This window comes from Aeromonas sp. FDAARGOS 1417, assembly GCF_019046985.1.
GTDB classification, from domain to species: Bacteria; Pseudomonadota; Gammaproteobacteria; order Enterobacterales; family Aeromonadaceae; genus Aeromonas; species Aeromonas veronii.
In genome coordinates, this window is the sequence record NZ_CP077221.1 from 2,772,501 (window position 1) to 2,789,599 (window position 17,099).

Sequence of the window (17,099 nt, forward strand, 5' to 3'; positions counted from 1 at the left end):
TAGTGGATAGCTTCTGCCTTCAGACAGTTCGCAGAACGAACTGTCAGCTCCAAATCATCGACAGGACGTAGCAGAATCGGATCAAACTCGGGTTTCTCTTCTTTCTTCTCGGGCACGCTGACATCGCGCAGATCCACGAAGGCTTCCAGTTGCTCTGCCAGGATAGTGGCAGAACGACGGATGGCTTCTTCAGGATCCAGGGTACCATTGGTCTCCATGTCGATGACCAGCTTGTCCAAGTCGGTACGCTGTTCCACACGTGCTGCCTCAACATTGTAGGCAATACGAACGATGGGGCTGAACGCGGAGTCCAACAGCAGGCGACCAATAGGACGCTCTTCATCATCGTTGTGAACACGAGCAGAAGCAGGCACATAACCACGACCGCGCTGAACTTTCAGGCGCATGCTGATTTCAGCATTGGCACCTGTCAGGTGGCAGATTACGTGCTCCGGGTTTACGATCTCGACTTCATCACCGTGAGTGATATCACCAGCGGTAACGGGGCCTGTTCCAGACTTGGTCAGGGACAGAGTTACCTCGTCCTTGCCTTCCAGCTTCACAGCGATACCTTTCAGGTTGAGCAGGATTTCAAGAATGTCTTCCTGTACACCTTCTTTGCTGCTGTACTCATGCAGTACCCCGTCAATTTCGACTTCAGTAACTGCACAACCGGGCATAGATGACAGCAAAATACGACGCAGGGCGTTGCCCAGCGTGTGACCAAAGCCACGCTCGAGTGGCTCAAGAGTCACTTTCGCATGAGTCGGGCTAACTTGCTCGATGTCAACTAGCCGCGGTTTAAGAAAATCTGTTACAGAACCCAGCATTGTGTCCTCTCTTTAGAAGCTAGCTTTACTTGGAGTAAAGCTCGACGATCAGCTGTTCGTTAATGTCGGCAGACAGGTCGGAACGCTCTGGCAGACGCTTGAAAGCACCTTCCATTTTAGCGGCGTCAACCTCTACCCAAGTCGGCTTCTCACGCTGACCAGCAACTTCCAGGGAAGCTTTGATACGCGCTTGCTTCTTAGCCTTCTCACGAACGCAGATCACGTCCTCAGGGGAAACCTGGAAAGAAGGAATGTTCACAACGCGACCGTTTACCATGATGGCCTTGTGGCTCACCAGCTGACGAGATTCAGCACGGGTAGCGCCGAAGCCCATACGGTAAACAACGTTGTCCAAACGACCTTCCAGCAGCTGCAACAGGTTTTCACCGGTGTTACCCTTTTGACGGGCAGCGTCGCGGTAGTAGTTGCGGAACTGTTTTTCCAATACGCCGTAGATACGACGAACTTTTTGTTTCTCGCGCAGCTGAACACCGTAGTCAGACAGACGCGCTTTACGCGCACCGTGCTGACCAGGGGCGGTGTCAATCTTGCACTTAGAATCAATCGCACGAACACCTGACTTCAGGAAGAGGTCGGTGCCCTCACGACGGCTAAGCTTAAGCTTAGGACCGATATATCTTGCCATCTTCTTTCTCCAACAATCCTAGACCAAGTAGCTACAGCGTTATACGCGGCGCTTCTTGGGAGGACGACAACCGTTGTGCGGGATCGGAGTCACATCAGTAATGTTAGTGATGCGGAAACCAGCCGCGTTCAGGGCGCGGATGGAAGACTCACGACCGGGACCCGGACCTTTGACCATGACTTCCAGGTTCTTGACGCCATATTCTTTGGCCATCTCACCAGCGCGCTCTGCAGCTACCTGAGCAGCGAACGGGGTGGACTTACGAGAACCACGGAAACCGGAACCACCAGAAGTAGCCCAAGACAGAGCATTGCCCTGACGGTCAGTAATGGTCACGATTGTGTTGTTGAAAGATGCATGAACGTGCGCAATACCGTCGCTCACTTGCTTTTTAACGCGCTTGCGAGCACGAGTCGGAGTTTTAGCCATTTTCTACCTTCCCGTTACTTCTTGATAGCCTTGCGCGGACCCTTACGGGTACGAGCGTTGGTCTTGGTACGTTGACCACGAACAGGCAGGCTACGACGGTGACGCAAACCACGGTAGCAACCCAGATCCATCAATCGCTTGATGTTCATGGAAATCTGACGACGCAGGTCACCTTCGACGGTGAATTTACCTACTTGTTCACGCAGACTCTCGATCTGAGCTTCGTCCAGGTCTTTAATTTTCACATTCTCAGCGATACCGGCTGCGGCACAGATGGCCTTGGAGCGGGTACGACCGACGCCATAAATCGCAGTCAAAGCGATGACTGCATGCTTATGGTCAGGAATGTTAATGCCAGCGATACGGGCCACTATTCACTCCTACATATAGTAGATTACGACCACCACAAAGCCCGTGAGCGGATACGTGGCGGTCAACCAATACACAACAAAAGTTGGCTGGCTATATTAGCCAGCACAACTATTTGTTGCAAGTACTAACCGTAAAAAATTAGCCTTGGCGCTGTTTATGCTTTGGCTCGCTGCAAATCACACGCACCACACCGTGACGCTTGATGATTTTGCAGTTACGGCAGATTGCCTTAACGGAAGCACGAACTTTCATTGCTTAACTCCGTAACTACGCCGACCTTTAGCGGCCGTAGCCCTTCAGGTTGGCCTTCCTCAGGACGTCGCCATATTGATGAGACATCATATGGGTTTGTACCTGAGCCATGAAGTCCATGATAACTACCACGATAATCAGCAGCGAAGTGCCACCGAAGTAGAACTGTACGTTCCAGGCAGTCATCAAGAACTGGGGTACCAGACAGATAAAGGTTATATAGAGCGCACCTGCCAATGTCAGGCGAGTCATAACCTTATCGATGTAACGTGCTGTCTGCTCGCCCGGGCGAATCCCCGGGATAAAGGCTCCACTCTTCTTCAGATTATCTGCTGTCTCGCGGGGGTTGAACACCAGCGCGGTATAGAAGAAGCAGAAGAAGATAATGGCTGCTGCATACAGCATCTCGTAAAGCGGTTGACCCGGCTGCAGGACCATAGAGACCTGTTGCAGGATATCAGCTACTTTACCCTCACCCTGACCAAACCAGGAGGTAATGGTCCCCGGGAAAAGGATGATACTGGATGCGAAAATCGCAGGAATCACACCAGCCATATTCACTTTCAACGGCAGGTGTGTGCTTTGCGCGGCAAATACCTGGCGGCCTTGTTGACGCTTGGCATAGTTAACGACGATACGACGCTGACCACGCTCCACGAACACCACAAAGTAAGTCACTGCGAAAACAATCAAGCCCAGCAACAACAACAGCAGGATGTGCAATTCCCCTTGACGTGCCTGTTCGGCCGTAGCGCCAATGGCATGCGGCAGACCAGCAACGATACCTGTGAAAATAATCAACGAGATACCATTACCAATCCCACGCTCGGTAATCTGTTCACCCAACCACATCAAAAACATGGTACCGGTGACCAAACTCACAACCGCTGTGAAATAGAATCCTAGACCCGGATTAGTCACGAGTCCATGCATCATATTCGGCAGACCGGTTGCAATACCAATGGCCTGGAAAGTTCCCAAAACCAGCGTGCCCCAACGGGTATATTGGCTAATCTTGCGACGGCCGGATTCACCTTCTTTCTTGAGTTCAGCAAGAGCGGGGTGAACCACTGTCAGCAGCTGGATAATGATCGATGCCGAAATGTACGGCATGATCCCCAACGCAAGAATAGAAGCACGCGAGAGTGCACCACCACTGAACATGTTGAACATCTCAATGATGGTGCCCTTCTGTTGCTGGAACAACTCGGCCAGTACGGCGGCGTCAATACCAGGAATCGGCACATAAGAGCCTGCACGGAAAACGATAATCGCCCCGAGAACGAAGAGCAGACGGCTCTTCAGTTCACTCAGACCACCCTGTGCTTTAACATCCAATCCTGGTTTCTTAGCCATTGTACTGATTATTCCTCGATTTTACCGCCAGCGGCCTCGATGGCTGCGCGTGCACCTTTGGTGACGGACAGACCACGAACGGTCACAGCACGGTCAATGTTGCCTGACAGAACAACTTTAGCGAACACGATGTTCTTAGTAACAACACCGGCTTGCTTCAGAGTGCTCAGGTCGACTACATCACCTTCTACCAGGGCGATTTCGTTCAGACGCACTTCGGCAGAAACCAAAGATTTGCGAGAGAAGAAACCGAACTTCGGCAGACGGATTTTCAAAGGCATCTGGCCGCCTTCGAAACCGTTGCGGACTTTACCGCCACCGGAACGAGAGGTCTGGCCTTTAACACCACGACCACCAGTCTTGCCCAGGCCGGAGCCGATACCACGACCACGACGTTGTTTTTCAGGCTTGGAACCAGCGGCCGGAGACAGAGTGTTCAGACGCATGCTTAGCCCTCCACCTTAACCATGTAATAAACCTGGTTGATCATGCCGCGTACGCAAGGAGTATCTTCCAGCTCAACGGTGTGACCAATGCGACGCAGACCCAGACCACGCAGAGTCGCCTTGTGCTTTGGCAGACGGCCGATAGAGCTGCGAGTTTGAGTTACTTTTACAGTGTTAGCCATGTCGCATTACCCCAGAATTTCTTCAACGCGCAGACCACGCTTAGCAGCGATCTGTTCCGGTGATTGACCGTGAACCAGAGCGTCTACAGTTGCGCGAACAACGTTGATTGGGTTGGTGGAACCGTAGGTCTTGGCCAGCACGTTGTGGATACCGGCAACTTCCAGAACAGCACGCATGGCGCCGCCTGCAATGATACCAGTACCTTGAGAGGCCGGCTTCATGAACACGGTGGAGCCAGAGTGAACACCACGCACCGGGTGGTGCAGAGTGCCGTTGTTCAACTCAACCTTGTTCAGGTTACGCTTAGCCTGTTCCATTGCTTTTTGAATAGCAGCCGGAACTTCACGGGCTTTACCGTAACCGTAACCTACACGGCCGTTACCATCACCCACCACGGTCAACGCGGTGAAGGACATGATACGACCACCTTTAACAGTTTTCGAAACACGGTTTACTGCAATGAGCTTTTCTTGCAGTTCGCCGGCTTGAGATTCGACTTTAGCCATCTTCGACTCCTAGCTTAGAACTGAAGACCAGCGTCACGTGCGGCAGCTGCCAGGGCAGCGATGCGACCGTGATACTTGAAACCGGAACGATCGAAAGATACGTTCTGAACGCCTTTGGCAATAGCACGCTCAGCGATAGCTTTACCTACAGCGGTAGCAGCATCTGCGTTACCGGTGTATTTCAGAGCTTCACTGATGGCTTTCTCTACTGTGGAAGCAGAGGCCAGAACTTCGGAACCGTTGGCTGCAATAACCTGCGCATAGATATGACGCGGGGTACGGTGAACAACCAGACGGGTAGCTCCCAGTTCCTGCATCTTTTTCCGAGCACGAGTAGCACGACGGAGACGAGCTGCTTTCTTGTCCATAGTGTTACCTTACTTCTTCTTAGCTTCTTTAGTACGCACTTGCTCGTTGGCATAGCGTACACCCTTGCCCTTGTAGGGCTCCGGAGCGCGGTAAGCACGGATATCGGCGGCGACTTGGCCAACCAGCTGCTTGTCGACGCCACGCAGAACGATTTCTGTAGCAGTCGGGCACTCAGCGGTCACACCAGCCGGCAGCGCATGCTCTACCGGGTGAGAGAAGCCCAGAGCCAGCGCAACAGCATTGCCCTTGATGGAGGCTTTATAACCTACACCAACCAGCTGCAGCTTGCGCTCGAAGCCTTGGGTAACACCGATTACCATGTTGTTGACCAATGCACGGGCAGTACCAGCCTGAGCGTCAGCACCAGCGATGCTGCCGCGCGGGGCGAACTTCAGTACATTGTCTTCTTTGGTCACTTCTACACCGGCGTGAATAGAGCGAACCAGAGAACCTTTACCACCTTTGATGGTCAGTTCCTGGCCGTTCAGAGTCACCTCTACGCCAGCAGGAATAGTGACGGGTGCCTTAGCAACACGAGACATTTCCTACCTCCTATTAAGCGACGTAGCAGATGATCTCACCGCCCATGCTTGCTTTGCGAGCAGCACGGTCAGTCATCACACCTTTAGACGTGGACACGATAGCAACACCGAGACCGCCCATAACTTTCGGCAGATCAGTAGTGCGCTTGTAAATACGCAGGCCTGGACGGCTTACGCGTTGGATCAGTTCTACAACTGGCTTGCCCTGGAAATATTTCAGTTCAATTTCCAGTTCCGGCTTCACGTCACCAGCTACGGAGTAGCCAGCGATGTAACCTTCTTCTTTCAGCACTTTGGCGATAGCCACTTTCAGCTTGGAAGAAGGCATGGAAACCGCAACTTTGCTCGCCGCCTGACCGTTACGGATGCGGGTCAGCATATCCGCGATCGGATCTTGCATGCTCATAAGTCTAACTCCCGAGATTCGTTACCAAGAAGCCTTCTTCAGGCCCGGAATTTCGCCCTTCATGGCATGCTCACGCACTTTGATGCGAGACAGGCCAAACTTGCGCAGGAAACCGTGCGGACGACCAGTAATATTGCAACGGTTACGCTGGCGGGACGGACTGGAATCACGGGGCAGCTGTTGCAGTTGCAGTACAGCATCCCAACGCGCTTCTTCAGAAGCGTTCATGTCAACGATGATAGCTTTCAGCTCGGCACGCTTGGTCGCGTACTTGGCTACCAGCTTGGCACGCTTTGCTTCGCGCGCTTTCATGGATGTTTTAGCCATAACCCTAACCTTACTTGCGGAATGGGAAGTTAAAGGCAGCCAGCAGAGCACGGCCTTCTTCATCGGTATTCGCGGAAGTGGTGATGGTGATATCCAGACCACGGACGCGATCGACTTTGTCATAGTCGATTTCCGGGAAGATGATCTGCTCACGCACGCCCATGGAGTAGTTACCACGACCGTCGAACGCTTTAGCGTTCAGGCCACGGAAGTCACGGATACGCGGTACGGAGATGCAGATCAGCCGTTCCAGGAACTCCCACATACGCTCGCCACGCAGGGTTACTTTACAACCTATCGGGTAGCCTTCACGAATCTTGAAGCCCGCAACAGATTTGCGAGCTTTGGTGATCAGCGGCTTCTGACCGGAAATGGCAGCCATATCGGCAGCAGCATTTTCCAGCAATTTCTTGTCAGAGATCGCTTCACCAACACCCATGTTCAGGGTGATTTTCTCGATCCGAGGGACTTGCATGATAGTCTTGTAACCGAACTGCTTGGACAGTTCATTTACTACATCGGATTTGTAGTAATCATGCAGTTTCGCCATCGTTAAACTCCAATTACTTCACAAGTTCGCCGGTGGATTTGAAGAAACGGACTTTTTTGCCGTCTTCAATCCGGAAACCAACGCGGTCAGCTTTGCCAGTGGCAGAGTTGAACAGCGCTACGTTTGATACATCGATGGGGGCTTCTTTGGTGACGATACCGCCAGCCTGACCCAGTGCGGGTACCGGCTTCTGGTGTTTCTTCACCTGGTTGATGCCTTCCACGATTACCTTACCTTTTGCAATCAGGACTTGAGTGACTTTGCCACGCTTGCCCTTGTCTTTGCCGGTAAGAACAATCACTTCGTCTTCGCGACGGATTTTAGCTGCCATCGTTCGACTCCTTACAGTACTTCGGGTGCCAGGGACACAATCTTCATGAACTTCTCATTACGCAGTTCACGGGTCACCGGGCCAAAAATACGAGTACCGATTGGCTGTTGGTTGTTGTTAAGCAACACAGCCGCATTGTTGTCGAAACGGATGACAGAGCCGTCCGGACGACGAACGCCTTTACGGGTGCGTACGACCACCGCGTTATACACATCACCTTTCTTCACTTTACCGCGAGGAATAGCTTCCTTGATGGAAACCTTGATGATGTCGCCGATGCCGGCGTAACGGCGGTGCGAGCCACCCAGAACCTTAATACACATTACACTGCGAGCGCCGGAGTTGTCGGCAACACCCAGCATACTTTGCATCTGGATCATCTTAGTGCTCCGCTTTGTTTACTTCTTATCCCTAATGGGATCTGGCTGCCTTCAAAAGGCGCGAAACTATAACACAGGATTTTCAGAAAAGGTAGCCTAAAAAACAAACGGCCCCTGAAAGGGGCCGCTTGGACTACAAAGTACCGATTAGGCCTTTTCTACAACGGCAACCAGGGTCCAGGACTTGGTCTTGGACAGCGGGCGGCATTCGCGGATTTCCACGAGGTCACCAGCTTTGCACTCGTTGTTTTCGTCATGTACGTGCAGCTTGGTAGTGCGCTTGATGATCTTACCGTAGATCGGGTGCTTTACCTTGCGCTCGATAGCAACAGTGATGGACTTGTCCATCTTGTCGCTGATTACACGACCTTGCAGAGTACGGATCTTGTCAGTCATTACGCACCTGCCTTCTCAGTCAGTACAGTCTTGATACGTGCGACGTCACGACGCACTTGTTTCAGAGTGTGAGTCTGAGCCAGCTGGCCGGTGGACGCTTGCATGCGCATGTTGAATTGCTCACGCAGCAGGCCCAGCAGCTCCTGGTTCAGTTCTTCGACGCTCTTTTGACGCAGATCTTGGGCTTTCATCACATCACCGTCTTAATTACGAAAGTGGTCTGAACAGACAGCTTAGCTGCGGCCAGGGCAAACGCTTCACGCGCCAGAGCCTCAGGTACACCGTCCATCTCGTACAGAACCTTGCCAGGCTGGATCGGGCAAACCCAGTATTCCACGTTACCCTTACCTTTCCCCATACGAACTTCGAGGGGCTTTTCGGTGATGGGCTTGTCCGGGAACACACGGATCCAGATCTTACCTTGACGCTTAACGTGACGGGTCATGGCACGACGGGCTGCTTCGATTTGACGAGCAGTCAGTTGACCACGGGATGTCGCCTTCAGGCCAAAGGTACCGAAGGATACTTCGTTACCAGAGGTGGCCAGACCGCGGTTACGACCCTTGTGGGTCTTGCGGAATTTAGTACGCTTAGGTTGCAACATTTACCGAATCTCCTTACTTAGCAGCGCGGCGCTTGTTGTCACGCTTGGGCTTTGCAGGAGCTTGCTCTTGAGCAGCGGCAGCGTTAACAGCAGCCAGACCGCCCAGAACTTCGCCCTTGAAGATCCAAACTTTAACGCCGATCACACCGTAAGTGGTGTGGGCTTCAGAAGTTGCGTAGTCGATGTCGGCACGCAGGGTGTGCAACGGCACACGACCTTCACGGTACCATTCGGTACGCGCGATTTCAGCGCCGCCCAGACGACCGGAAACTTCCACTTTGATGCCCTTGGCACCCAGGCGCATTGCGTTCTGTACGGCGCGCTTCATAGCACGACGGAACATTACACGACGCTCCAGCTGGGAAGTGATGCTGTCGGCAACGAGTTTGCCATCCAGCTCCGGCTTGCGGACTTCGGAAATGTTGATCTGAGCAGGCACGCCAGCAATAGTGGCTACAGCTTTGCGCAGCTTCTCAACGTCTTCGCCTTTCTTACCGATTACAACACCCGGACGAGCAGTGTGAATGGTCACACGGATGCTCTTGGCCGGACGCTCAATGGTGATCTTGGACAAGGACGCGTTTTTCAGTTCCTTGGTCAGGAACTGGCGTACTTGAAAATCGCTGTACAGGTTGTCAGCGAAGTCTTTGGTGTTCGCGAACCAGGTAGAATTCCAAGGCTTGGTAATACCCAGGCGAATGCCATTAGGATGTACTTTCTGACCCATTGCTTATCTCCCAGCCTTAGCGTCGGATACCACTACAGTGATGTGAGCGGTACGCTTGAGGATACGATCCGCACGACCTTTGGCACGCGGACGGATGCGCTTCATGGAGGGACCTTCGTCGACCATGATAGTAGCAACACGCAGCGCGTCGATATCGGCGCCTTCGTTGTGCTCAGCGTTTGCAATGGCAGATTCCAGCACTTTCTTAACCAGCACTGCAGCCTTTTTCGGGCTGAAGGTCAGGATATTCAGAGCCTTGTCTACGGACAGACCACGTACTTGATCGGCTACCAGACGAGCTTTCTGGGCAGAAGTACGGGCATAACGGTGTTTAGCGATAGCTTCCATCATTTATCCCTTAGCGCTTCTTAGCCTTCTTATCAGCAGCATGGCCGCGATAAGTACGAGTCGGTGCGAATTCACCCAGTTTGTGACCGATCATTTCTTCGGTAACGAAAACCGGAACGTGCTGACGACCATTATGGACAGCGATGGTCAAACCGATCATGTTCGGGATGATCATTGAACGACGGGACCAGGTTTTAACCGGCTTTTTATCCCCGCTTTCCACCGCTTTCTCTACCTTCTTCAGCAAGTGCAGGTCAATAAATGGACCCTTCTTGAGAGAACGTGGCATGGTGATTCCTCTATGTTAACAATTACTTGTTACGACGACGTACGATGTACTTGTCGGTACGCTTGTTCTTACGGGTCTTGAAGCCTTTAGCCTTCTGGCCCCATGGGGACACAGGCTGCATGCCCTTGTTACGACCCTCACCACCACCGTGCGGGTGGTCAACCGGGTTCATCGCCATACCGCGAACGGTCGGACGAATACCACGCCAGCGGTTTGCACCGGCTTTACCCAGTTGACGCAACATGTGCTCGGAGTTACCGACTTCACCGATGGTAGCGCGGCACTCGGCCAGAACTTTACGTACTTCGCCGGAACGCAGACGCAGAGTTACATAGTTACCTTCACGAGCCAGGATCTGGATGAAAGTACCAGCGGAACGAGCCAGCTGGGCACCTTTACCAGGCTTCATCTCTACAGCGTGAACGGTAGAACCAACCGGGATGTTGCGCATCGGCAGGGCGTTACCTACCTTGATGGCTGCATCAGCACCAGAAGCGATCGCGTCACCAGCTTTCAGGCCTTTCGGAGCCAGGATGTAACGACGCTCACCGTCTGCATACAACACCAGAGCGATGTTAGCGGTACGGTTCGGATCGTATTCCAGGCGCTCTACTTTAGCCGGGATACCGTCTTTGTCGCGCTTGAAGTCGACGATACGGTAGTGCTGCTTGTGACCACCACCGATATGACGGGTAGTGATACGGCCGTTGTTGTTACGACCACCGGACTTGCTTTTGCTGTCCAGCAGAGCGGCGAAGGGCTTGCCCTTGTACAGCTCTTGATTGACGATCTTGACGACGTGGCGGCGGCCCGGAGAAGTAGGCTTGCACTTAACGATTGCCATTTTTGAGAACTCCTCTTACTCGGCTGCGCCCATGAAGTCGATGTCCTGACCAGCTTTCAGGGTCACATAAGCCTTTTTCCAATCGGAACGACGGCCTACGCGTGCACCTGCGCGCTTGGTCTTACCCTTCATGTTCAGGGTACGGACGGTCTCAACTTCGACCTCGAACAGTTTCGCAACTGCAGCTTTGACTTCCGCCTTGGTAGCATCAACAGCAACTTTGAACACGATAGTGTTCTGCTTTTCTGCAACCATGGTGCTCTTTTCAGAGATGTGCGGAGCCTTCAGAACTTTCAGCAGACGCTCTTCACGGATCATGCCAGCATCTCCTCGATTTGCTTAACTGCGTCAGCAGTCATCAGAACCTTGTCGAAAGCGATCAGGCTGACCGGGTCGATACCGGCAACGTCACGCACGTCAACTTTGTACAGGTTGCGAGCAGCCAGGAACAGGTTCTCATCGACTTCAGCAGTCACGATCAGAACGTCAGTCAGTTCCATTTCTTTCAGCTTGGCGATCAGTTCTTTGGTCTTCGGAGCTTCGATGCCGAACTTCTCAACAACGATCAGGCGCTCTTGACGTACCAGCTCGGACAGAATGCTACGGATAGCGCCGCGGTACATCTTCTTGTTTACTTTCTGGCTGTGATCTTGCGGCTTAGCAGCAAAAGTCACACCACCGGAACGCCAGATGGGCGAACGGATGGAGCCAGCACGGGCACGACCAGTACCCTTCTGACGCCACGGCTTTTTGCCGCCACCAGACACTTCAGAGCGAGTCAGCTGCGCACGAGTACCCTGACGGGCACCAGCGGCATATGCAACGACGACCTGGTGAACCAGAGCTTCGTTGAATTCGCGCCCGAAGGTAGTCTCGGAAACTTCAAGAGCGCTCTTGGCGTCTTTCATTACCAATTCCATTACTATCTCCTCAGACGTTACGCTTTGACGGCAGGTTTGACGATCACGTTGCCGTTGGTTGCACCCGGTACTGCACCTTTGATGAGCAGCAGGTTGCGTTCAGCGTCAACACGAACCAGTTCCAGGTTCTGAGTCGTTACACGCTCAGCACCCATGTGACCAGCCATCTTTTTGCCCTTGAATACACGACCCGGAGTCTGGTTCTGACCGATAGAACCCGGAACGCGGTGAGACAAGGAGTTACCGTGGGTCATATCCTGGGTGCGGAAGTTGTGGCGCTTAACAGTACCAGCAAAGCCCTTACCTTTGGATGTGCCGGTAACGTCTACCAGCTTAACGTCAGCGAGAAGATCTACTTTCAGCTCGCTACCAACAGTGAAAGTTTCACCGTTGTTCAGGCGGAATTCCCACAGACCGCGACCGGCTTCTACACCAGCTTTGGCGAAGTGGCCAGCTTCCGGCTTGGTCACACGGCTGGCTTTCTTGGCGCCAGTGGTAACCTGAATAGCGTTGTAGCCGTCGGTTTCTACAGATTTGACCTGAGTTACACGGTTAGCTTCAACTTCGATAACAGTCACCGGGATAGAAACGCCATCTTCAGTGAAGATGCGAGTCATACCCACTTTGCGACCTACAAGACCGATTGTCATTGTTATCAACCTCTTTCCGTAATTAACCCAGGCTGATCTGGACGTCTACACCAGCTGCCAGATCCAGACGCATCAGGGCGTCTACGGTCTTGTCAGTCGGCTCAACGATGTCTACCAGACGCTTGTGAGTGCGGATCTCGTACTGATCACGCGCATCTTTGTTGACGTGCGGGGAGATCAGGACGGTGAAGCGCTCTTTGCGAGTCGGCAGCGGAATAGGACCGCGAACCTGCGCGCCAGTGCGCTTAGCAGTTTCAACGATTTCCGCAGTGGATTGATCAATCAGGCGATGATCAAAAGCCTTCAGGCGGATACGGATTCTTTGGTTCTGCATTGACAGAGCTCCAATAGATAAAAGAACATAAATCAACACCGCCCGACCGAGATTGCTCCCGCCAGAGGTGTGATTTTTCACGTTTCCCCCCATATCGGGAGGACTGTATGGCTGGCTCCTGTAAACAGGAAACTCAGCAGCAGACATATCGTCTGGCTTACCTCATGGGTAAGCGGAGGGGATTATACGGATTTTTCAAATTTGCGCAAGGGAGAACGAACAGATTATGCGCAGTTTTATGTGACAGATGGATCTCGCCTGCGGCAACGCACTCTGCTGCCAACACCCAGGTAACGACAATGTTACAAGCAGACTGGTAGACTGTGCGCTTGCCTCTGTCAGTGGAACGACATCCCATGCTCAAAGATCAAAAGAAAGCCTATCAGTATGGCCTTTGCGCCGTTGCCCTCTGGTCGACGGTCGCCACAGCCTTCAAGATCTCCCTCGCCTATTTCGAACCTGTGCAACTGTTGCTTGTGGCCGCCTTCACCTCGACTCTCACGCTGACAGCCGTCGTCGCCAAACAGGGCAAACTGCCGCTGCTGGGAAGCTACATCAAGGCCCGCCCTTTCTACTACCTGACTCTGGGCGTGCTGAACCCCTTTCTCTATTACCTGTTGCTATTCAAGGCCTATGACCTGTTGCCTGCCCAGCAGGCACAGACCCTCAACTACACCTGGGCCATTACTCTCAGTCTGCTGGCCGTCCCCTTCCTCGGCCAGAAGCTGCGTCGGCGCGATGGCGTCGCCATCGTGCTCGGCTACTTTGGCGCACTGGTGATCGCCACCAGAGGGGATGTATTCGGCCTCCAGTTCGACAGCCCCCTCGGCGTGACGCTGGCGCTGGTCTCGACCCTCATCTGGGCCAGCTACTGGATCCTCAACACCCGCAATCAGGGCGATCCCATCGTCAGCCTGTTGCTCGGCTTTATGATCAGCCTGCCTTTTATCGTCGTTGCAACCTGGTTGCTCTCCGATTTTGCCATGACCGCCTGGCAGGGATGGGCTGGAGCCATCTATGTGGGACTGTTCGAAATGGGCTTCGGTTTCGTGCTCTGGCTGATGGCGCTGCGCCATGCCACCAACACGGCCCCCATCAGCAACCTCATCTTTATCTCGCCGTTTGCCTCACTGGTGCTGCTCAACCTGTTGATAGGCGAAGCCATCCATCCAGCCACCCCAATCGGGTTGGCGCTCATCGTTGCCGCCCTGTTGATCCAGCAGCTCAAGTACGGCAAACGCTATCGGGCATCAGTCGAAACCAAGAGCTGACCATGCAGAAGGGCGTATCCACGGATACGCCCTTCTCTCAATCCATCCACTCCTGTGGCTGATGTTTCGGCAGCCGCATCTCGACCAACAAGCCGCCGAGATCCGAGCTTCCCAACCGGATAGTGCCGTGGTGCTGGGCGACTATCTTGGCCACTATGGCCAACCCCAGCCCACTACCGCCGACGGTCCGCGCCACATTCCCCTGAGTAAACGGCTTGAGCACCCGGGAATAGTCCTGCTCCGGAATGCCGGGACCATCATCGGAGAGGCGCAGGCGCACCCAGTGCCCATCGTCCTTGAGCTCGGCATGCAAGCGGCTCGCCCCATAACGCTGCGAGTTGCTTGATAGGTTGTTCAACACCCGCCGGATACTGACCGGATTGCAGGCCACCCGCACCGCCTCTTGCGGCAGCGCCAGATCGACCTCCAGTCCCTGTTCCGAGTAGATCAGCAAGGTATCGTGCACCAGCTGGGTCAGGTCGATCGGCTCCAGATCCTGCCCCTCGTCCGGGCGGATGTAGTCGATGAACTGATCGATGATGGCATTGGACTCATCGATGTCGGCGTTGATGCTCTCCTTGAGGTACTCGTCACCGGAGGACATCATCTCGGTGGCCAGCCGGATGCGGGTCAGCGGGGTACGCAGATCATGGGAGACCCCCGCCATCATCAGGTTACGCTCTTCGATTAGGCTCTTGATGGAGTGCGACATATGGTTGAAGGTGCGGGTCAGTCGCCGTACCTCCCTTGAGCCCAACTCCCCCAGCGCCTCGGGGAAATGGCCTCTGGCCACCGCAACAGCGCCAGCTTCGAGATCCTCGAGCGGGCGCACCAGCTGCCGGGCAAAGCGCCAAGCCGCAAACAGGGTGATCACCAACAGCACGCTCAGATAGATGATGAGGGGTTCGATATCGTCATCTTCGATCTCGGTCAGCGGGATCCGCACCCAGATTTTGCTGGCCTGGGGCGGCTGGATCCAGATGATGTAGTGATCCTGGATCTCGACCCGCACCTTGGCCGGGCCACCCAGCTCGCGGCTAATGTTCTCCTCCAGATAGGGGTATGGCTTGGCATCGTTGAAGCCATGCTGCACCGCCTCGCTCTGGGTATAGATGTCGGTACCGGTCGTCACATAGACCAGCGCCTCGGCATCTTCGCTCAGCGCCAGTTGTTCAGTGTTGACCGGAAAGATCAGCTTGACCTGATTGGCCAGCAAGTGACTGATCTGCTTGACGGTTGGCGCCAGCAGATAGTTGTAGAAGGTGACGTAGGAGACTGCTTGATAGACCACCAGAACGGCGGCCAGAAACCAGAGCATGCGTGAGAACATGCTGCCGACCTTTTTCATGCACCGTCACCATCTGGCACGAACACATACCCCAGACCCCAGACGGTCTGCAGATAGCGGGGCTGGGCCGGATCCTGCTCCAGCAGGCGGCGCAGGCGAGAGACCTGCACGTCGATGCTGCGCTCGGTGGCGGTGTATTCGCGGCCACGGGCCAGATTCATCAGCTTGTCGCGGGAGAGCGGTTCACGCGGATAGCTGACCAGCACCTTGAGCACCGCAAATTCACCGCTGGTGAGCGCCATCGGCTCGCCATCCCGGCTCAGCTCGCGGGTCGCCAGATTGAGTTGAAAGGCGCCGAAGTTGACCACTTTTTCTGCAGCCGAGGGAGCCCCCGGCAGCTCGACGGTATGGCGGCGCAGCACGGCACGGATCCGAGCCAGCAGTTCGCGAGGGTTGAACGGCTTGGGCAGATAGTCATCGGCCCCCATCTCGAGCCCGACGATGCGATCCACTTCATCCCCCTTGGCGGTGAGCATCAGCACCGGGATCTGGTTGCCAGCTTCCCGCAGGCGGCGGCAGATGGAGAGCCCATCCTCCCCCGGCAGCATCAGGTCGAGCACCATCAGGCTGAAGTTTTCACGAGTCAGCAAGCGATCGGCCTGCTCGCCATTGGCCACGCCGCGCACTACGAACCCCTGCTCGGTGAGATAGCGTTCCAACAGGGAACGTAATTTCAAGTCATCGTCCACGACCAGGACCTTGTATTGCTGCTGACTCATTGCTTTGCCTCTTCATTCTTTAGCTGCCCCCAATACTAGGGGGGGATATAGCGGGAGCAAAGCACAAATATGTTACCGGTTATTACCCGTCCCGAGAGCGTGACGGCCATCAAGTCACTGCGCTGGCCAGCGACTCCCTGAATGGCGCCAGCCGAGCCATCACGATTTCCCTCGACAGCAAGAGGACAAAAGCTAATATTCCCGAGCAGTTAGCGATGAATACCCCCCTTTGACCAGGTCCGCATCACCATGAAGACAAAGCTGATCACCCGCGAAGGCTACAACAAGCTGAAAGAAGAGCTCGATTTCCTCTGGCGTCAGGAGCGCCCCGAGGTCACCAGGAAGGTGGCATGGGCCGCCAGCCTGGGGGATCGCAGCGAAAATGCCGACTACCAGTACAACAAGAAGCGGCTGCGGGAGATCGACCGGCGGGTGCGCTACCTGCGCAAATGCCTCGAAGAGCTGGGGATCGTCGACTATGCCCCCGCGCAGGAGGGCAAGGTCTTCTTCGGCGCCTGGGTCGAGGTGGAAAACGATGATGGCGAGACCAAGCGCTTTCGCATCGTCGGCTATGACGAGATCTTCGAGCGCAAGGATTACATCTCCATCGACTCCCCCATGGCCCGCGCCCTGCTCAAGAAAGAGGTCGGTGATGAGGCCATCGTCCGTACGCCAGTTGGTGACGTCTGCTGGTATATCAACGAGATCAGCTACCCCAAATAGC

At 54.3% G+C, this 17,099-nt stretch carries 31 protein-coding genes (1 of these 31 only partly in view); 2 read left to right on the top strand and 29 right to left on the bottom strand.

Annotation, left to right across the window (positions count from 1 at the left end; translation table 11 throughout):
* The 27 genes from rpoA to rpsJ form a co-directional block, all read right to left on the bottom strand.
* Positions 1-830, bottom strand: partial view of a DNA-directed RNA polymerase subunit alpha gene (rpoA, locus tag I6L47_RS12695; RefSeq protein WP_005307997.1) — the 5' portion only. Its footprint begins 160 nt before the window's first position; the window shows 830 of its 990 coding nt (coding positions 1-830); its start codon is at positions 828-830; the stop codon falls past the left edge of the window.
* 25 nt (positions 831-855) lie between these two features.
* Positions 856-1,476 carry a 30S ribosomal protein S4 gene (gene rpsD / locus I6L47_RS12700; protein WP_005340600.1) on the bottom strand — a complete coding sequence of 207 codons (621 nt, stop codon included), beginning with the start codon at positions 1,474-1,476 and terminating at the stop codon, positions 856-858.
* Between the two features lie 39 nt (positions 1,477-1,515).
* Positions 1,516-1,905: a 30S ribosomal protein S11 gene (gene rpsK / locus I6L47_RS12705; protein ID WP_005307993.1), complete on the bottom strand. Its 390-nt coding sequence runs from the start codon at positions 1,903-1,905 to the stop codon at positions 1,516-1,518.
* 14 nt (positions 1,906-1,919) lie between these two features.
* Positions 1,920-2,276 (bottom strand): 30S ribosomal protein S13, encoded by a 357-nt coding sequence (rpsM, locus tag I6L47_RS12710; RefSeq protein ID WP_005307991.1) that lies wholly within the window; start codon positions 2,274-2,276, stop codon positions 1,920-1,922.
* A 139-nt stretch (positions 2,277-2,415) separates the two neighbouring features.
* The gene (rpmJ, locus tag I6L47_RS12715) at positions 2,416-2,529 is read right to left on the bottom strand and encodes a 50S ribosomal protein L36 (RefSeq protein ID WP_005319705.1); all 114 of its coding nucleotides are present in this window, start codon (positions 2,527-2,529) and stop codon (positions 2,416-2,418) included.
* Positions 2,530-2,556: 27 nt separating this feature from the next.
* Positions 2,557-3,885, bottom strand: a complete 1,329-nt coding sequence (gene secY, locus I6L47_RS12720) for a preprotein translocase subunit SecY (RefSeq protein ID WP_005340602.1) — start codon at positions 3,883-3,885, stop codon at positions 2,557-2,559.
* An 8-nt stretch (positions 3,886-3,893) separates the two neighbouring features.
* Positions 3,894-4,331, bottom strand: coding sequence for a 50S ribosomal protein L15 (rplO, locus tag I6L47_RS12725; RefSeq protein ID WP_005340604.1), 438 nt, complete (start codon positions 4,329-4,331; stop codon positions 3,894-3,896).
* Positions 4,332-4,333: 2 nt separating this feature from the next.
* Positions 4,334-4,513 carry a 50S ribosomal protein L30 gene (gene rpmD / locus I6L47_RS12730; protein WP_005307985.1) on the bottom strand — a complete coding sequence of 60 codons (180 nt, stop codon included), beginning with the start codon at positions 4,511-4,513 and terminating at the stop codon, positions 4,334-4,336.
* Between the two features lie 6 nt (positions 4,514-4,519).
* On the bottom strand, positions 4,520-5,020 hold the full coding sequence (gene rpsE, locus I6L47_RS12735; protein ID WP_005340605.1) for a 30S ribosomal protein S5: 501 nt from the start codon (positions 5,018-5,020) through the stop codon (positions 4,520-4,522).
* A 14-nt stretch (positions 5,021-5,034) separates the two neighbouring features.
* The gene (rplR, locus tag I6L47_RS12740; RefSeq protein ID WP_005340606.1) at positions 5,035-5,388 is read right to left on the bottom strand and encodes a 50S ribosomal protein L18; all 354 of its coding nucleotides are present in this window, start codon (positions 5,386-5,388) and stop codon (positions 5,035-5,037) included.
* A 9-nt stretch (positions 5,389-5,397) separates the two neighbouring features.
* A complete protein-coding gene (gene rplF, locus I6L47_RS12745; RefSeq protein WP_005340607.1) occupies positions 5,398-5,931 on the bottom strand; it encodes a 50S ribosomal protein L6 in 534 nt (177 codons plus the stop codon).
* A gap of 13 nt (positions 5,932-5,944) precedes the next feature.
* On the bottom strand, positions 5,945-6,337 hold the full coding sequence (gene rpsH / locus I6L47_RS12750) for a 30S ribosomal protein S8 (protein ID WP_005307980.1): 393 nt from the start codon (positions 6,335-6,337) through the stop codon (positions 5,945-5,947).
* 21 nt (positions 6,338-6,358) lie between these two features.
* Positions 6,359-6,664, bottom strand: coding sequence for a 30S ribosomal protein S14 (gene rpsN, locus I6L47_RS12755; protein ID WP_005340609.1), 306 nt, complete (start codon positions 6,662-6,664; stop codon positions 6,359-6,361).
* A 10-nt stretch (positions 6,665-6,674) separates the two neighbouring features.
* The gene (rplE, locus tag I6L47_RS12760; RefSeq protein WP_005331162.1) at positions 6,675-7,214 is read right to left on the bottom strand and encodes a 50S ribosomal protein L5; all 540 of its coding nucleotides are present in this window, start codon (positions 7,212-7,214) and stop codon (positions 6,675-6,677) included.
* A 13-nt stretch (positions 7,215-7,227) separates the two neighbouring features.
* Entirely contained in the window at positions 7,228-7,545 is a 318-nt protein-coding gene (gene rplX / locus I6L47_RS12765; RefSeq protein WP_005307977.1) for a 50S ribosomal protein L24, read from the bottom strand.
* A gap of 11 nt (positions 7,546-7,556) precedes the next feature.
* Positions 7,557-7,925 (bottom strand): 50S ribosomal protein L14, encoded by a 369-nt coding sequence (gene rplN, locus I6L47_RS12770; protein ID WP_005307975.1) that lies wholly within the window; start codon positions 7,923-7,925, stop codon positions 7,557-7,559.
* Between the two features lie 147 nt (positions 7,926-8,072).
* Positions 8,073-8,321: a 30S ribosomal protein S17 gene (gene rpsQ, locus I6L47_RS12775; RefSeq protein WP_005307966.1), complete on the bottom strand. Its 249-nt coding sequence runs from the start codon at positions 8,319-8,321 to the stop codon at positions 8,073-8,075.
* A complete protein-coding gene (rpmC, locus tag I6L47_RS12780; RefSeq protein ID WP_005307965.1) occupies positions 8,321-8,512 on the bottom strand; it encodes a 50S ribosomal protein L29 in 192 nt (63 codons plus the stop codon). The genes rpsQ and rpmC overlap by 1 nt, the downstream gene beginning before the upstream one ends.
* The gene (gene rplP, locus I6L47_RS12785) at positions 8,512-8,925 is read right to left on the bottom strand and encodes a 50S ribosomal protein L16 (protein WP_005340612.1); all 414 of its coding nucleotides are present in this window, start codon (positions 8,923-8,925) and stop codon (positions 8,512-8,514) included. Before rplP ends, rpmC begins: the two co-directional genes overlap by 1 nt.
* A 13-nt stretch (positions 8,926-8,938) precedes the next feature.
* Positions 8,939-9,652: a 30S ribosomal protein S3 gene (rpsC, locus tag I6L47_RS12790; protein ID WP_005307962.1), complete on the bottom strand. Its 714-nt coding sequence runs from the start codon at positions 9,650-9,652 to the stop codon at positions 8,939-8,941.
* A gap of 3 nt (positions 9,653-9,655) precedes the next feature.
* Positions 9,656-10,000: a 50S ribosomal protein L22 gene (gene rplV / locus I6L47_RS12795; protein ID WP_005319741.1), complete on the bottom strand. Its 345-nt coding sequence runs from the start codon at positions 9,998-10,000 to the stop codon at positions 9,656-9,658.
* 10 nt (positions 10,001-10,010) lie between these two features.
* Positions 10,011-10,289 (bottom strand): 30S ribosomal protein S19, encoded by a 279-nt coding sequence (gene rpsS, locus I6L47_RS12800; protein WP_005307960.1) that lies wholly within the window; start codon positions 10,287-10,289, stop codon positions 10,011-10,013.
* Between the two features lie 22 nt (positions 10,290-10,311).
* The gene (gene rplB, locus I6L47_RS12805) at positions 10,312-11,133 is read right to left on the bottom strand and encodes a 50S ribosomal protein L2 (RefSeq protein ID WP_005340614.1); all 822 of its coding nucleotides are present in this window, start codon (positions 11,131-11,133) and stop codon (positions 10,312-10,314) included.
* Positions 11,134-11,148: 15 nt separating this feature from the next.
* Positions 11,149-11,448, bottom strand: coding sequence for a 50S ribosomal protein L23 (gene rplW, locus I6L47_RS12810; RefSeq protein ID WP_342690021.1), 300 nt, complete (start codon positions 11,446-11,448; stop codon positions 11,149-11,151).
* Positions 11,448-12,053 carry a 50S ribosomal protein L4 gene (gene rplD / locus I6L47_RS12815; protein WP_005340616.1) on the bottom strand — a complete coding sequence of 202 codons (606 nt, stop codon included), beginning with the start codon at positions 12,051-12,053 and terminating at the stop codon, positions 11,448-11,450. Before rplD ends, rplW begins: the two co-directional genes overlap by 1 nt.
* A 17-nt stretch (positions 12,054-12,070) precedes the next feature.
* Complete coding sequence (rplC, locus tag I6L47_RS12820) at positions 12,071-12,703, bottom strand: 50S ribosomal protein L3 (protein ID WP_005340620.1); 633 nt, start codon at positions 12,701-12,703, stop codon at positions 12,071-12,073.
* A 22-nt stretch (positions 12,704-12,725) separates the two neighbouring features.
* Entirely contained in the window at positions 12,726-13,037 is a 312-nt protein-coding gene (rpsJ, locus tag I6L47_RS12825) for a 30S ribosomal protein S10 (RefSeq protein ID WP_005307944.1), read from the bottom strand.
* Between the two features lie 356 nt (positions 13,038-13,393).
* On the opposite strand from rpsJ, the gene I6L47_RS12830 reads away from it, so the two are divergent.
* The gene (locus I6L47_RS12830) at positions 13,394-14,308 is read left to right on the top strand and encodes a DMT family transporter (RefSeq protein WP_005355344.1); all 915 of its coding nucleotides are present in this window, start codon (positions 13,394-13,396) and stop codon (positions 14,306-14,308) included.
* Positions 14,309-14,345: 37 nt separating this feature from the next.
* On the opposite strand, the gene envZ is transcribed toward I6L47_RS12830, so the two are convergent.
* Entirely contained in the window at positions 14,346-15,656 is a 1,311-nt protein-coding gene (gene envZ, locus I6L47_RS12835) for a two-component system sensor histidine kinase EnvZ (protein WP_005340624.1), read from the bottom strand.
* Positions 15,653-16,375: a two-component system response regulator OmpR gene (gene ompR / locus I6L47_RS12840; protein ID WP_216947551.1), complete on the bottom strand. Its 723-nt coding sequence runs from the start codon at positions 16,373-16,375 to the stop codon at positions 15,653-15,655. Before ompR ends, envZ begins: the two co-directional genes overlap by 4 nt.
* 249 nt (positions 16,376-16,624) lie before the next feature.
* Here ompR and greB point away from each other — a divergent pair, with 249 nt between their 5' ends.
* On the top strand, positions 16,625-17,098 hold the full coding sequence (greB, locus tag I6L47_RS12845) for a transcription elongation factor GreB (protein ID WP_216947552.1): 474 nt from the start codon (positions 16,625-16,627) through the stop codon (positions 17,096-17,098).
* The last annotated feature ends 1 nt before the right edge of the window (position 17,099 follow it).

Excerpts from the sequence above, each read along its gene's own strand:
- rplN (WP_005307975.1), bottom strand. The coding sequence starts at position 7,925 with ATGATCCAGATGCAAAGTATGCTGGGTGTTGCCGACAACTCCGGCGCT.
- rplX (WP_005307977.1), bottom strand. The coding sequence starts at position 7,545 with ATGGCAGCTAAAATCCGTCGCGAAGACGAAGTGATTGTTCTTACCGGC.
- rpsS (WP_005307960.1), bottom strand. The coding sequence starts at position 10,289 with ATGCCACGTTCTCTCAAGAAGGGTCCATTTATTGACCTGCACTTGCTG.
- rplR (WP_005340606.1), bottom strand. The coding sequence starts at position 5,388 with ATGGACAAGAAAGCAGCTCGTCTCCGTCGTGCTACTCGTGCTCGGAAA.
- rpmC (WP_005307965.1), bottom strand. The coding sequence starts at position 8,512 with ATGAAAGCCCAAGATCTGCGTCAAAAGAGCGTCGAAGAACTGAACCAG.
- rpsE (WP_005340605.1), bottom strand. The coding sequence starts at position 5,020 with ATGGCTAAAGTCGAATCTCAAGCCGGCGAACTGCAAGAAAAGCTCATT.
- rplD (WP_005340616.1), bottom strand. The coding sequence starts at position 12,053 with ATGGAATTGGTAATGAAAGACGCCAAGAGCGCTCTTGAAGTTTCCGAG.
- I6L47_RS12830 (WP_005355344.1), top strand. The coding sequence starts at position 13,394 with ATGCTCAAAGATCAAAAGAAAGCCTATCAGTATGGCCTTTGCGCCGTT.
- rpsJ (WP_005307944.1), bottom strand. The coding sequence starts at position 13,037 with ATGCAGAACCAAAGAATCCGTATCCGCCTGAAGGCTTTTGATCATCGC.
- rpsQ (WP_005307966.1), bottom strand. The coding sequence starts at position 8,321 with ATGACTGACAAGATCCGTACTCTGCAAGGTCGTGTAATCAGCGACAAG.
- ompR (WP_216947551.1), bottom strand. The coding sequence starts at position 16,375 with ATGAGTCAGCAGCAATACAAGGTCCTGGTCGTGGACGATGACTTGAAA.
- rplF (WP_005340607.1), bottom strand. The coding sequence starts at position 5,931 with ATGTCTCGTGTTGCTAAGGCACCCGTCACTATTCCTGCTGGCGTAGAG.
- rplC (WP_005340620.1), bottom strand. The coding sequence starts at position 12,703 with ATGACAATCGGTCTTGTAGGTCGCAAAGTGGGTATGACTCGCATCTTC.
- rplO (WP_005340604.1), bottom strand. The coding sequence starts at position 4,331 with ATGCGTCTGAACACTCTGTCTCCGGCCGCTGGTTCCAAGCCTGAAAAA.
- rpsC (WP_005307962.1), bottom strand. The coding sequence starts at position 9,652 with ATGGGTCAGAAAGTACATCCTAATGGCATTCGCCTGGGTATTACCAAG.
- rplV (WP_005319741.1), bottom strand. The coding sequence starts at position 10,000 with ATGGAAGCTATCGCTAAACACCGTTATGCCCGTACTTCTGCCCAGAAA.
- rplB (WP_005340614.1), bottom strand. The coding sequence starts at position 11,133 with ATGGCAATCGTTAAGTGCAAGCCTACTTCTCCGGGCCGCCGCCACGTC.
- secY (WP_005340602.1), bottom strand. The coding sequence starts at position 3,885 with ATGGCTAAGAAACCAGGATTGGATGTTAAAGCACAGGGTGGTCTGAGT.
- rplE (WP_005331162.1), bottom strand. The coding sequence starts at position 7,214 with ATGGCGAAACTGCATGATTACTACAAATCCGATGTAGTAAATGAACTG.
- envZ (WP_005340624.1), bottom strand. The coding sequence starts at position 15,656 with ATGAAAAAGGTCGGCAGCATGTTCTCACGCATGCTCTGGTTTCTGGCC.
- rpsD (WP_005340600.1), bottom strand. The coding sequence starts at position 1,476 with ATGGCAAGATATATCGGTCCTAAGCTTAAGCTTAGCCGTCGTGAGGGC.
- rpmD (WP_005307985.1), bottom strand. The coding sequence starts at position 4,513 with ATGGCTAACACTGTAAAAGTAACTCAAACTCGCAGCTCTATCGGCCGT.
- rpsK (WP_005307993.1), bottom strand. The coding sequence starts at position 1,905 with ATGGCTAAAACTCCGACTCGTGCTCGCAAGCGCGTTAAAAAGCAAGTG.
- rpmJ (WP_005319705.1), bottom strand. The coding sequence starts at position 2,529 with ATGAAAGTTCGTGCTTCCGTTAAGGCAATCTGCCGTAACTGCAAAATC.
- greB (WP_216947552.1), top strand. The coding sequence starts at position 16,625 with ATGAAGACAAAGCTGATCACCCGCGAAGGCTACAACAAGCTGAAAGAA.
- rpsH (WP_005307980.1), bottom strand. The coding sequence starts at position 6,337 with ATGAGCATGCAAGATCCGATCGCGGATATGCTGACCCGCATCCGTAAC.
- rplP (WP_005340612.1), bottom strand. The coding sequence starts at position 8,925 with ATGTTGCAACCTAAGCGTACTAAATTCCGCAAGACCCACAAGGGTCGT.
- rpsN (WP_005340609.1), bottom strand. The coding sequence starts at position 6,664 with ATGGCTAAAACATCCATGAAAGCGCGCGAAGCAAAGCGTGCCAAGCTG.